The sequence below is a fragment of the Psychrobacter sp. UBA3962 genome (assembly GCF_002385225.1).
Classification (GTDB): domain Bacteria; phylum Pseudomonadota; class Gammaproteobacteria; order Pseudomonadales; family Moraxellaceae; genus Psychrobacter.
Window position 1 is genome coordinate 1 of the sequence record NZ_DGDC01000018.1, and the last position, 13,706, is coordinate 13,706.

The following is a 13,706-nucleotide window of genomic DNA, read 5'->3' on the forward strand; positions in this document are numbered from 1 at the left end:
CGAGTTAAGTTTGCTATTGAGGCCAACCAGGACGACAAACTGTCATACAGTGCAACAGAGCGAGCCAAGACGGACGCTAAAATGCTAGATGACCACATGCTCATGCTATTTAATCCAAGTGAAAACGGGGATTTAACGGTATCAAGTAACCATAACTTCGTTGTCGCCTTTTTAAAACAATTAGGCGATACAGAGGCGGCCCAATACACAACAAAGGACGGTAAGCCAACTCAAGCATTGGTGGCACGCATGAAAGCCGCTATTTTTAGCAAGGCCTACAATGACGAGCGATTAACAGAAATGATGGCCGACGATGCAAAGCCAGAACTACAAAACGTACTAAACGCCTTGAGCGTGGCCGCGCCTAAGTTCATTGAGGCACAAGCCATAAGCCGTGGCAACGTCCAAGATATATCTAGTGGCATTGTAGATAGTATCGAAAAGGGCCTTGATGACGAGGTTACAAACGCAATCATTGACGCAGCTAACGTGGTTATGAGTGCTAAGGACAACAACCAAGATGTTGCAGAGTATGTTAAACAAATGGGCTTGTTTAGTGATTTGGCAGAAGGTGTGGCCGAAATAGCCGTGTTTATTGCTACAAACAACCGTAGTGCAAAAAAGATGGGATTATTTTTTAAAGCCATGGCCGAATTTTGTGAAAAAGAGTCTCAACACGGCCTCGCTGATGATTTATTTGGTTCGCCACCTGTTAGTACCAAAGACGCTGCTAACTATGCAGTTGATAAGGTTCAAAGTATTTACGGTAACGACAAAGGGTTAGATATGTTCGACTCAATGACACTAACACCGCTTGAAAAACTTAAAAAGATTAAAGAGCTTAAATCAGCCGTATCAGACGCCAAAACATTAGGCAATTTGCAAAAGCTACAAGCGCTTAAAAAGATTATGCAGTTGCGTAAGGATTTAGGCCTAGTAAGCAATAAAGAAAACGAAACTGATTACCTTGGCGAAGAGGTTAAAAGCCTTAGCGACAAAGTATCAGAAAGCAGCTTTGACCCACTGGGGTTTGATAGTGACTTTGCAAAAGAGCTGGCTGGCAAGATTGAAGAGGCAGATAGATCGGATCTTGTGCAGACTTTTAAAGACACGCTTGAGCGTTACCTTGACTTACTGGTGTCTTTAGCTATTGAGAGTTTGCAGAAAACTAAAGCGGTAGTTTAGCTATGAAAAAAAATACAAACAAGCCGGCGGATAATGCAAGCAAGCCCAAGAAAAGCGTCGTAGTAGGATCGGGCGTGCCTTGGATGCACAAAGGTTTAAATCAGCGACTTATCGCCAAGATACGACCGGTATCAGAGGATAACTTGGAAGGTGGCCAGGGCAAACAGACCTACAACCCCATTGAAGGTAATACCATTATTGCTGCGCTATTTGAAGATGGTGAGTTTACAGTTGAGGCCCAGTATTCAACTCCGTTTGAAACATCGAACCCAGAAGGGCGGATGCCTACCATGATGGGGATGCTTCAATCAGGCGAGCTACCCGCGTCAATGTATAGTTATTTCAACCTGGATGCAGAAACAGCGGATGACAGCGCGGTTAAGGGCGTTGTCGGTGACGCTGCTGATAAGCTGGCTGGGTTAAAAGATAAGTCCACGTTCACTAAGATCAATAGCCGTCAAGTCTATACTTCTTCAAGCTCGGTGCGCATTAGTGGGACGCTTGTTTTTCAGGCGTGGATTGATGCAGCCTCCGAAGTTGAGCGTGCATTAAATGTATTGCAGCAATACGCATCACCTAGAAAATTGTCAGATGCGTCGTTAGTAGTGGGCGCGCTTAGTGAGGGTGTTGACGGTATGTTTGCATCGACCATACCTTCGCTTGTGCAGTTTCAATATGCTGGTAAAACATACAAGCCTATGTTTATTGAAAGCTTATCAGCGCCTATTACAGCACCGATGAATAAAAACGGTGACAGAATCGCGATCAAGGTTCAAATAACATTGCTATCCCTAACCGCCTGGGATAAATACGATATAGCAAATCTAAGAGCATCATCTAACGGAGGTAAGAAATGACAGACGTTGCAGTAATGCAGTTACAGTTACTTGAGCATGTCGTACCAATTCCTGATCTTACGATCGGACAAGCTATGGATATCGCCAAGATACCAGAGCGCTTTAACGAGAAGCGTATCAGTGCGTTAATTACCCTGCTAACCGGCTATCAGGGCTTAGCGGATCAGTTAACAGTACAAGAGCGTTATTACTTTTTATTAAACCAACAAGCTTTATCCCAAAACAAGTATTCAGCTGAAAGCAATTTAAGCGAGTACGTGGTTGAAACAGTGGAGTCTATGGTACCAAAGGAGCATTTAGACGAAACAACGGGTATAGGCGTACAACATATTAGAGGTGCTCATGTCTGCTTACTTGAAGCAATTTGTGAAAACTTGTTTGATTGGACTTGTGGTCTTATGGCTTGCCAGCTTTTTGGTAATCTTAGCAGCATTGTGGGTGGTGATATGGTTTGGGACAAGCTAGACATAAGCTTAACCCAAAACGAGCTGAGTAAACAAATCCTAGCTAGAGCTGAAACCCTTAGCAATCTTAGCGAGTTTGATTTTAACAACCTGGCCGAATTGTTTGACACGCTCATACTCAACTTATCGCATTATGTTTTTACAAGCATTGACAACAAAGGTATTACGGTAATTGGGGAGGTAGCTGGCGAATACATGCCAGCACGATTTCAAGCCCTTTTTGAGTTACGAGGGCACGCGAGACAGCTTGCAAGATATATTGTTGAGTGACGTGGTTCTCTTAATGGAACATGGCCAAACGAGTATGTTTGAGGCGCTTAAAATGAGCCTTAACTTCGTTGAGTTATACGAAAGATCAGCTGCTTTTGATTATCGTTCTAAGGTGATTGAAAGGGATAGCACAGCACAAATGGGGCTATATAAGAGGCTGGACGCTATTATCAAGATTTTAACAGCACGTCGGTAACTTAAGTGCTTGAGAGTATTAAAAGGGGTGGAGGGTGCAACATAATATTGATACTGCAAAGCTTACTATCGGGCTGATTGCCAGCTCGGTAGCAAGTATATTTAGTGCGTCTGCTAGTGCAGTGGCTATTACGGATCAACTTAATCAAACGCATACTTTTTTATACCTCAATCTCCCTATTTGGGTGTTCTTTTTTACTGTTTTATTGTTGAGTATGCTTGGTTCAGCAGCATCTTTGCTTACTGATATTTATACAAGTGATATGGAGCAGCGACCTTCTGTATTTGAGCAGATATTTCATCTTGCTGGCGGGTTTTTTAGTGGAATTATTGGAGCATTTGTTTTATTACCAGCGCTTACCGACGCTGCAAGCCCACCGATTGAAGTTATGCTGATGACAGCGTTGGCTATGTCATTTTCAGGTGTGGTACTTATCAACAACCTAGGTGACTTAAAGCGTGATAAAGAACTCCAAGACTCAGTACGTAAGCTATTAATTAGTAGAGTGTCATGGCTGGCCAACATCTTCACTAAAGGAAATGGGGATAGGTAAAAATGGAACATCCAATCATCATCAACCTGCAATTTATTAACAATATGACACCGTACCTTGGATTGTTTATGTGTGCAGTCGTTATGTTTAGCGGCAGATATTGCACCAACCGTAAATCAACTTCGACGTTGATAGTGCTTTATGCATTCATATGGTTGGGGCTTTTATGGGCTGATGTTGGTAGTACGGTGTTTGTGCCTTCAAGACATACGATTTTAGCAAGAGTGCTGCTTGTCTTATCAATGGCTGTGTTGATGTTAGATATAGCGGGCAGTACTAAAAGGATTAGTAAGCTTAAAAGCAAGATAAGAGAATTTAAAGAAAATGACAGCAAAAATTAGAGAAAATATCAAGAGATTGCAAGTGCAGGCTGGTGCCAAAGTCGATGGATTATGGGGCCTGAACTCGCAAAAAGCTTTGACTGATTCTGGCAAGCGACTTGGCTATGAGCCGGGCAAACTTGCTAAACACTTTGGGCCACTCAAACAGTCCCAAGTTAATGGATTTGATAGTATTTTAGAGGCTTGCAACCAATACGGCGGCAATGCTATTAATCCGCTTTATTTTGCTTATATGCTAGCTACTACCTGGCATGAAACAGCAAGAACCATGAGGCCCATCGAAGAATACGGCAAAGGCCGTGGTAGGCCTTATGGTAGTCGTATTGATATCCATGGCGGCAGGTACTCTGATTTACTTCCAATTTACTATGGCCGTGGTTATGTGCAGCTAACCTGGTTAACAAACTATGTCTTGATGCGCAGGTTACTAGGCGTTGATTTTGTGAATAAGCCGGAACTGGCACTAGACCCAAAACATGCAGCAGATATTATGATCGTTGGTATGCTGGAAGGTCGTTTCACTGGCAAATCACTATCAAGATACATAAGATATGGCTCGTTTGAGCAGTTTAAAAACGCTCGTCGAGTCATTAACGGCACTGATAAAGATACACTGATAGCAGGGTACGCAATCCAATTTTTAGACTGCCTGACAATGCAGTAGCTTTGTGTTAATGGGGTCGCAATGCCTATAGGTATTGCGACCCTTTTTATATTAGGAACATAGCGCACCATGAGAAATGCTATCTGCAACAATATTACATATTCATCATATATTAGGAAATTATTTTTATGACTATTGATATTGACCGCTTGGTACCGCTTCAAACAGCCCTAAAGAAATTACATTCAGCAACTAGCGTAGAAGATAAGCTAGAAGCATCGACCCTTGTTCGTAATGAGCTTGTTAAGCTTGGCGTGTTAAGTGATATCGACGACACAAGCAGCCCAAAAGATAATAGAGCCAGTATAGGTGCGGCTTATGAGGTCATTACATCATGGGACATTAAAAAAGCGGATAATAAATTTCAAGAGTTACTCGAAAAAAACAACAGTGATCATAAAAAATCCGCAATGCATTTTTTTAAGAAATACCTATCTGGTAGGGCGGTTAAGACGACTCTTGGATTGGTTATTTTGAACAGCAAATCTAAAAATAAAATGACATGGCAGGCCAAACGTGAGCCAATTGCTTTAGCTACACCTCGTATTCCACAAATTCTACTAGAAGGAAAAATAGGCGCAAGAGAGCCTGCTAATAAAGAGCGTTCAGACAGCTTTATAGCTTTCTATGAGTTTAGCAAAATCATTACAGTAGCAAGCAAAGATTACCATGCAAGAATCAAAGTAGCAGAAAGGGAGATGGGTGACCACGCTGCATACAATTTGACTTCAAGGCAGCTAGACGGAATGTATAACGAAGAAAACCCGTCACACCTTCCACATTGGCTGAACAAGTCTGATTTAGATAATCAGCCCAGCTTGAGGCGTTGTGACGAGCTTTTAACTATTACATCACACAGTAATAATGATGTCAACGAAAGCACAGCTTTTGACGATGTTTCATATGCTGAGAATGTTGGCAGTAATACAGCATATGAAATTTTACTAGATACGCTAGAAGTGCAAGAATTAGAACCTTCTAATTCTGAGTATAGCGACAACCCAAATGATGATAACTATAGGTATGCTGATACGGGTTATATTGCCGGCTCAAAAAAAGAGCTGGCAAGTAATCGCATAAAACAGTTAGCCAAAGATGGGGTGGCTGTAAGAGTTAAAGACATAGATTGGTCGGAAATTGAAACTGATGCACTGCTTGCTGAGTCCCTAATTAAAAAATCAAATATTATGGGTCAAATTGACTACAATGAGTTAAAAGATAATGGTATTGAGCCTGGTACTGCTTTTTTAATTCAAAAGGTGTTGGCATCTGTGGCAACACAGCCTCATTGGGACTTAGTTGAATTTGCTAAAAATTCTTATGCTGGTCGTAGAAACATAAGCTACAATCAAGATCAATTACTTGTATTTGCAAGATTAACAGATGAGCTTGGCGCAGCTCAGCAAAAGCAGATGATGCGTAAAGCTTATGTGGCAGGTATTGATACGTTAAAAGCGCGCATTAGTAAGTGTGTCACACCTCGTGATTTGTACAATGAACTTGTGGCTATCGCAGGTGAACTTGGTGGCTCAATGCTTAGTTCGGACGTCGCAGATAAATATAAAACGTTGTCCGCAGAGCAAGATGCATTAAGAACTGAGATGGAAGTGGAGAGTGAGGCGTTATACAAAGAAGCGATTGCTGGGCTTGCTGCAAGGGCCAAGGAAGAGGGTATAAACCCAATTGAATATAATATACAAAAGTGGGTAATGAGCTGGGCTACAGAAAAATACCCCGAACGCCAGTTTAGTGGGAGCTACATTGGCAAAGGCATTGTAGATACAAATAAGTTTAAAAAGTGGAAAGAGTACAATATTGCTTTAAAAGCTATCAATGCAATAGGGGCATTTGAGACATTAACTACAAATAGGAACATTCAGCAATGGGTTGCTCTTGGTGAGAGATTTTGGGCAATTATTGAGCGTACGTCATCAGCCTTTGTTAAACACCTAAATCTAGCCATAGATGGTAAATATAACGACTGGGGGCTGACTATTACAGATAGCAGCAAGACTGGAAGTGGTGGCAAAAAAGGTAAGAAAAAAACAACCTTTGAATTAATTGTTGCTGAACAAATTGAGCGTAAGGGCGGGAAAGAAGTTGTCATCAACTCTACCAAAGAGCTTAAAGATGAATTTGGCTTCAGAGATATTCAATCAGGAGATTGGATTTTAAAAGAAAAGTCTAGTGCTGAATTTCATGTTAAAAATACGGCAGCAGCCATGTTTGATTTGTCAGATATTATCGGTATTGACCATAAAGCACTTGGGTTTAACGGCAGGTTGGCAATGGCTTTTGGAGCGCGTGGTAGAGGAGGAGCGCTTGCTCATTATGAGCCAGTTCAGCGCGTTATTAACTTAACCAAAATGCGTGGTGGTGGCTCGCTTGGCCATGAATGGTTTCATGCTATCGATAACATTTTAGGTGAAGTGCTAGGTAATGAAGAGGCTGTTGGAGCGAGTAAATTTTTAACAGAAAATCCAAGCCTTGCTAAGAACCCTAAAATCTCAAATGCCTTTAGAGATTTGCAGGATGCTATGTTTATTGGGGATACCTATACACCTGAAGTATTTAAGCTTACAGAAAAAGATATTGAGCTGGCAAAATTAAATATCAATCCCGATAAGCTTAATAGGACGACAAAAGCAATCTTAGATGCCGGCAATGCCAGCGGCGCAGTAAGAGCGATTGACGATATGTATGGCAGAACAAATAGAAGCCGCCGTAGCAAACGGCATACAGCATGGCGAAAAGTGGCGGCTGCATATTATAATCAAGATAAGGCAGAAGAAGCCGTCATTCTTGAAACTGGTCCTATATCGTCTAAATTTAAAGCAAATTCAGTATCTCTTGATGGAACACGCGCCAAGCCGTATTGGTCTACAACAATTGAAATGGCGGCAAGGGCGTTTCAGGCGTATCTTGAGGATAGTTTAGAGGCGCAAGGACGCCGTAATGACTACTTAAGCTACGGCGCTAACAATGATTTATACGATAGCGCCCATAAGGCTTATCCTGAGGGTGACGAGCGTAGGCGAATTAATGCGGCATTTGATAAGCTGTTTAAAGTAATCAAAGATGAGAAGGTGTTTGAAAATGCGTCAGCTGATGAAGCTTTGATGGACTCTATTTTTGGCATGCAGCTAAGTAATAATTTAGCGTTAGATCATTTGATTCGGTGGTAGCTTTAATTACGAAATAGGATCTTCATTTATGCGGAGTGAGTTTTGGTGAAGAAACTCACTCCTTTTGCAAAAGCTAAGTAGGGGATTGCTAATTCAAATTTCTATACTTTACTCTTTCAGCGTTTGCTAGCCACATTAAAGGAGCAACAATTAAGGTTCCTCCAACCAGCAAGCTTAAATTTGGCACTTCATTAAACCATATAATGCCTACAATTACTGCTACTAGTAATCCGGAATACTCAGCACTAGAAACTTTGTGAGCTTCGATGCTTTTGTATACTTCTACACATATTCCGGCATAAACTAAAATAAAAACATTTGATAGAGCTGCTATAGTAAGCGATTCCCAGCTAAACGGGCTGTTTTCCCATAAAGCTAATACTAAGGCAGCAGGTATTCCTACTAAATTAGTCAATAATAAAGTTTGATAAACGGTATGGTTTTGAGGTAGTTTTCTTACTAAAAGATTATTTATAGCAATTGTGGCCGCTACTAAAAGCGCAAATATTGCGCCTATGTTGATTTGCTTAGGTTGGACAATAATCAAAATGCCAATAAAACCCAGAATAGATACAATAATCGTTGAAGGGCTTAAGTTATCCCTATATAACAAAAAACCTATTGGTAACATAAGAAGCGGGGCTGCGTAAAAAATAGCATTTGCAGTCGCCAGGGGGAGGGATTGAAGGGATATTACCATGAATACCACACCAATTAACCAAATATGACTGCGAACAAAATGCCATTTTATCTCATTAAGCAATTTCTGTTTTTTGTTAATCAAAGAAAGTGGTAAAAGCATAGCAACAGCGGTCAACTGCCGAAAAAGAATAAATTGATATAACGCTGTTTCAGCTGGCAAGTCTTTTATTAGTGCATCTGAAAATACTGCAAAAATATTTCCCACTACTAAAAGGGTCATACCTAATGCTACGCTGATTTTTGGCATCATCGCTCCTATTGCGTTTACAAAAAGCCCTTCTAGGTGAACCTAGAAGGGCTTAGTTATACTTATATGATGAGATTTAGATCATAAATATTAAAGACCGGTGATTCGTTTAATGAAGTTATGAGCCAAAGGTAATGCGATTACTTGTAAGATAGGAGCAATAATAATCGACTCAATTAAGACTACAGTCGGTAGAGTGAAATCTTTAATATAAGGATCAAGGACTATTGATACGATTAATAGGCTTGGATATAAAGCCACCATCCCTATAAGAGATAATATGAAGAACCCTTTGACTCTATGGTTCATAATTTAGCTATCCTCTTTACCTCTATAATATTAATGTATAGATATTTTAAGATTGTACTTTGGAGTCTTGCCTAGTCTAGCCTGAGAGCGAGGCTGAAGCACCCGAAGCTCGTATTCTCCTGAATGAGGAAGAGTGTAATTACCTTTAGCGTCTAATTCTGGAGAATATTGACCCATATACACTGAGTCTTTTAGCTTATTATGAAACAAATACGCCTCTACATTTCCACCATCTATTTTAACTTTTAATTTTTGACCTTTATTTGCTATAAAATGATATGAATAATACTGGTAGCCTATAATTTGGCCTGTATAACTAGAGGATGTCGTTCCCTTAGCGAATCTTACTTCGATTGGCTTAGCCTCATTACATGCCATGGCATACGAACTGCTTGCTAATAAAGCTACAGAAGTTAACAGGGTAGGAATTAAGTTTTTCATGCATACCTCTATTGTTTGCTATATGAAACACCCACTAATAGCTAGCCAAGCCTTTACCTATATATTAGAGTTAAGATCAGACTTTAAAGGCAGTACCCATTCTCTAAGACCTTTGGTCATGTTTGACAATCTCGCGGGTATAGCCCTCTCGATTTAGCTACGAGAGGAAGTAGACATATAATATCACATTAAGAAACACAAAATATACATAAATATACTTAAAGCCACTAATTTTTTTAGAAAAATTGGTTAATAACTATGAGGGTTATTTCACGTGAATGTTAAATTTTTTCTGGCTCTACTATTCATGTTTGTGATAGGTGGATATTTGGGTTTTAAAACGCATGAAATCTATTACGATGATATTTGTTTGGATATGGGTGGAGGCAAAAATCCAGGGAATCATCCTATTTGCGTTATCTCCAACGAGCCGTCTATGAATTACCCACCAGCTATAGAGAGGGTGGGTAGTGCATGAACAATTGTAGCTTATATGAGTTTTGCTATAACTTCATCTTGAGTCATTTCAGCTTGCTTGCAATACAGTTTCTCAATCTGATTTAAAGCCGTTCTAAGCTGCTTCTGTGACACTTGCACGTACTGCAATGTCACATCATCGGTTGCCTTGGTCTCACGATGATTCAACAGTCTTTTAAGGACTGGGTAGTTGATGTTCAAGCTGTTGGCCACGGTGCCAAACGTGCGCCTTAAATCGTGGGGTGTGATATACATGCCATTTAACTCACCAATGCGTTTGTAGCTACGGGTTAAGTCAGTTATAGGTCCGTCAGTATTGCTTTGACTACTTGGGAAAACCCAGCGACTACCATCACTTAACCTCTTGCGTTCTTTGAGTAATGCTGCAAGTATTTTACCTAGTGGCATGTCATAATCTGATCCGTTTTTTGTATCTCTAAATACGATATAACCGTTATCAAGATCAACGTCGGACCACTCAAGATTTTGACCTTCATTAAGTCTCACGCCAGTTAGCATAAACATTAGCATAAGATCGCGAGCATTATTACTATGTGGTGCTTGCATGTGCGAGCTGCGATCGGTGTATTTTAGTAATGTCTTAAAGAACTGGCCTAGATTTTCTTCTGCTACGTGCCTGGTACGTGGTTTTATATTATTCCAGTCCTTTTTGGCATTAAGTATCTTGATAGGCTGTTCTTTGATTATGAAGTCTTCATTCTCGTCTAAGAAACTATCTCTACAATAATTCCAAACTGATCTTAATGCTCTCATAGTCGCATTGGCTTGAGCCTTGCTATTGGCACTTATTTCTTTATGTTTTTTGCTGATCATGGCCTTGGTTATATCGTTAAGTGGCTTATCAAGCCAGTCACTAAGCTTACCTAATATCTGTCGGTCATAGGTTCTTATAGTTCCATCTGAAAGCTCTGATTTCATTTCTTTAAAATAATTATAAGCCTCTAGCAAAGTAGGTACTTGTGGTGCCTTGCTCTCTTCATCTTCAATCTCTGGTAGCTGATGCAATCCCTCGTAAGGTTGTAATCCTTGTCTGATATTTACCATCATTGCAGTTGCTTTTTCACGTGCGGCTGTTAGAGTAGTCATGTGAACTTCATCAACTAGCGTGCGGTACATTTTTTTGTTAATGCGTCTGTTTAAAATATAACGCTTGCTCTTAGTGCCAACGTATAATGCAAAACCCGTCAAAGCTTCATCAGGGTATATCTTATAACCACTTTCAGTAAGTGGTAGATCATCAATAAACTTCTTCGTTAGCTTAACTTTCATAGCCTTACCTCAAGACAACAATTAACAACAATGCTATATAGCATATAGCACGAGTTAGCTTAATTAAAGTACATAAAAAGTATATAAAGTATTAAATTGATGATAAGAGCTACTTTTTCTTTGAGCATTAAAAAACCCTTACAACCGTTAAGTTGTAAGGGTTTGAAGTTGGTGGGCCCAGTAGGACTTGAACCTACGACCAAAGGATTATGAGTCCTCTGCTCTAACCAACTGAGCTATGAGCCCTAATAACAAGCTGTTTAATCAGCTTTATTAGACGCATTATATTACCTGAAAATTATAAATTTGCAAGCGTAACCCGCTAATTTATGGCAGTTTTTTTATTTTAGTTGAGCAATGGCCTTCACTCTAGCTTCATGTATGGCCTCACCAATGGCGCTACCTTTTAAACTATCATCTACTTCATTAATAGTGATGGCCTTAAAGGCTTTAACATACTTGCTAAATTGAAGCTGCTGATAGCTCAGTTCAACCAGCTTATGTACCTGTAACAGCTCACCAAATTCAACCTCGCTTTTATCCGCTTTGGTAATGTTAATAAGCTTGGCAATATCCTCTGCGTTAAGCTGAGCGTAGTGAGTTAAATATGGAAAACAAGTTATATAGGCCTGAGTGAATTGGCCAATTTTCTTTGGTACTTTTAATAACTGTGCCAAAACTTTTGATTGATCAAGCCAAGACTGACAACTTTCCAAGTTTTTAGTATTAGTATCAATATTATTAATACTATCAAGATCCTGTGTTAACTCAGCCGAATCTGTCAGTTGTGGCATAGCCTCTGCTGAGAAAGCTAGCATTAAAATAGCCCAACGCTGAGCTAAGTTAAGGTTTTGCTGTCCTGCTACCTGCAAAGCATTAAATACCAAGTCTTTCATCAGCGTACTAGACAATGTCTGAGCCAAGTTAGGCATGACATAGGGTAGGGAGCCAACATTCATTAGACAGTCAATATAAGCTTGAGGTGAGTTTTGCAGTAGTGCCCGACTGGTCTCCTGCCACACTCGCTCAGCGGTTAAATGTTTAAGCTCGTTGCTGTCATTTATGTCGCCAATCAAGGCAATGGTCTCAGGCGCAATAATAAAGTTGTGCTCAATATTAGGGTCATAAAATCTACCATAAAAACGAGCAATTCTTAATACCCGAAGTGGGTCTTCACTAAAAGCTTCAGAGACATGGCGCAAGACTTTGTCTTTGATGTCTTGTTGACCATTATAAGGGTCAATGACCTCTCCAGTGATCGGAGTATCATCCATCAATCCTCTGACTTCTATTGCCATAGCGTTGATTGTCAAATCACGACGCAATAAGTCTTCCTCAATAGTCACTTCGGGTGAGGCATATACCTCAAAGCCTTTATAGCCTTTACCTGATTTACGTTCAGTACGGGCTAAAGCGTATTCCTCTTTGGTCTTAGGATGTAAAAATACTGGGAAATCTTCACCCACTTGTATAAAGCCCGCTTGCAGCATCTGTTCAGGAGTAGCCCCAACCACCACGAAGTCTTTATCTGTGTAAGCTCGGTTAAGCAGCTTATCGCGCACTGCGCCACCAACAATATATACTTGCATAAAATTCCTTACCCTGTTTTTTGTAATTATGAAGCGCTTAATACGTTTAGAAGAGAAAGTATTGTAAATCCACAGTGTTTAAATGACCGGCTTAGTCAATAAATCCTTAAATATAAATCTTTACAATTGATTATAATATCAAGCTTTTAAGTGATTTAACTACATTACTATAGTTTCTAACGAAGTTATTTATCTGCCTATTATTAATTCAATTACCATCGCCAAGCTAGCAGTCACAATTTTTATCAGTGAGTCATAGCGGAGTTCTATCAAATGATTATTTCAAGTTATAACCACTTAAAAAAAGCTTTAGATAATTTCGAAGATGAGGCCTTAATTAGATTGGTCTATGTCAGCAATATTAGCAAAAAAAGTAAATTAGATCCCTCACTGTTCGAACATATCCGTAGTCATGCAGAGGACTATAACCAAAAAAATAATATTAAAGGGATGCTTTGTAATAACCAGACCTATTTTCTACAGTGTTTAGAAGGGACTAAGCAAGCGCTACTGCCTCTGATGGATAATATTTTCCAGGATGACAGGCATAGTAAAATTAAAGTAACGTTGCTTAAGCCTATTGAACACTATAGTTTTGATGATTGGCGTATGCGTAGTCTTAACCTAGATGATAGGCTCTGGCTTAAAGATTCTCTTCAAGCCAACTCTCCTGAATTGCGAAAGTTTATACCCTTTAAGCCTTTAGACTGGTCGGAATGGTTTATGGAGTATTTTCTAGAGACCATGCAGAAGTTTGATAATATTAATCAAAGCTATGATTCCCAGCCTGGTAGCTATAATGTGGTACAAGACTCTAATGGCAATATAACAAGCTTGTTTGACTCAACTCTATTACACAGAGTGTTATTAGCCATGGTGGTCATTTTACTGCTGATTATCCTACGCAATAATGCAGTTATACCAATTCTAAAAAAT

General features: G+C 39.8%; 13 protein-coding genes and 1 tRNA gene. 8 read left to right on the plus strand and 6 right to left on the minus strand.

Annotated features, from left to right (window positions below; translation table 11 throughout):
* The 7 genes from B3S92_RS04565 to B3S92_RS04595 all read left to right on the plus strand — a co-directional run.
* Window positions 1-1,185 (plus strand): hypothetical protein (locus tag B3S92_RS04565; protein ID WP_296203175.1); only part of this gene is annotated, 1,185 nt, incomplete at its 5' end.
* Window positions 1,186-1,268: 83 nt separating this feature from the next.
* The gene (locus B3S92_RS04570; RefSeq protein WP_296203206.1) at window positions 1,269-2,042 is read left to right on the plus strand and encodes a hypothetical protein; all 774 of its coding nucleotides are present in this window, start codon (window positions 1,269-1,271) and stop codon (window positions 2,040-2,042) included.
* Window positions 2,039-2,776, plus strand: a complete 738-nt coding sequence (locus B3S92_RS04575) for a hypothetical protein (protein ID WP_296203178.1) — start codon at window positions 2,039-2,041, stop codon at window positions 2,774-2,776. Before B3S92_RS04570 ends, B3S92_RS04575 begins: the two co-directional genes overlap by 4 nt.
* 230 nt (window positions 2,777-3,006) lie before the next feature.
* A complete protein-coding gene (locus B3S92_RS04580) occupies window positions 3,007-3,525 on the plus strand; it encodes a hypothetical protein (RefSeq protein WP_296203181.1) in 519 nt (172 codons plus the stop codon).
* 2 nt (window positions 3,526-3,527) lie between these two features.
* Entirely contained in the window at window positions 3,528-3,866 is a 339-nt protein-coding gene (locus tag B3S92_RS04585) for a hypothetical protein (RefSeq protein ID WP_296203184.1), read from the plus strand.
* Complete coding sequence (locus B3S92_RS04590) at window positions 3,850-4,530, plus strand: hypothetical protein (protein WP_296203187.1); 681 nt, start codon at window positions 3,850-3,852, stop codon at window positions 4,528-4,530. Before B3S92_RS04585 ends, B3S92_RS04590 begins: the two co-directional genes overlap by 17 nt.
* Before the next feature lie 128 nt (window positions 4,531-4,658).
* Window positions 4,659-7,715, plus strand: a complete 3,057-nt coding sequence (locus tag B3S92_RS04595) for an LPD1 domain-containing protein (protein WP_296203189.1) — start codon at window positions 4,659-4,661, stop codon at window positions 7,713-7,715.
* Between the two features lie 88 nt (window positions 7,716-7,803).
* Here B3S92_RS04595 and B3S92_RS04600 read toward each other — a convergent pair whose 3' ends face one another.
* The 6 genes from B3S92_RS04600 to B3S92_RS04625 all read right to left on the minus strand — a co-directional run bounded on the left by B3S92_RS04600 (window position 7,804) and on the right by B3S92_RS04625 (window position 12,770).
* Window positions 7,804-8,664 (minus strand): DMT family transporter, encoded by an 861-nt coding sequence (locus B3S92_RS04600; RefSeq protein ID WP_296203192.1) that lies wholly within the window; start codon window positions 8,662-8,664, stop codon window positions 7,804-7,806.
* A gap of 90 nt (window positions 8,665-8,754) precedes the next feature.
* On the minus strand, window positions 8,755-8,973 hold the full coding sequence (locus B3S92_RS04605; RefSeq protein WP_296203195.1) for a hypothetical protein: 219 nt from the start codon (window positions 8,971-8,973) through the stop codon (window positions 8,755-8,757).
* Between the two features lie 30 nt (window positions 8,974-9,003).
* Window positions 9,004-9,351 carry a PPC domain-containing protein gene (locus B3S92_RS04610; protein ID WP_296203208.1) on the minus strand — a complete coding sequence of 116 codons (348 nt, stop codon included), beginning with the start codon at window positions 9,349-9,351 and terminating at the stop codon, window positions 9,004-9,006.
* A gap of 552 nt (window positions 9,352-9,903) precedes the next feature.
* Window positions 9,904-11,181 carry a tyrosine-type recombinase/integrase gene (locus tag B3S92_RS04615; RefSeq protein WP_296203197.1) on the minus strand — a complete coding sequence of 426 codons (1,278 nt, stop codon included), beginning with the start codon at window positions 11,179-11,181 and terminating at the stop codon, window positions 9,904-9,906.
* Between the two features lie 169 nt (window positions 11,182-11,350).
* Window positions 11,351-11,427, minus strand: a tRNA-Ile gene (locus tag B3S92_RS04620).
* 95 nt (window positions 11,428-11,522) lie between these two features.
* The gene (locus B3S92_RS04625; protein ID WP_296203200.1) at window positions 11,523-12,770 is read right to left on the minus strand and encodes a tRNA cytidylyltransferase; all 1,248 of its coding nucleotides are present in this window, start codon (window positions 12,768-12,770) and stop codon (window positions 11,523-11,525) included.
* Window positions 12,771-13,043: 273 nt separating this feature from the next.
* Between B3S92_RS04625 and B3S92_RS04630 the strand changes: the two genes are divergently transcribed.
* Window positions 13,044-13,706: BLUF domain-containing protein (locus tag B3S92_RS04630; RefSeq protein ID WP_296203203.1), on the plus strand; the 663-nt coding region annotated here is incomplete at its 3' end.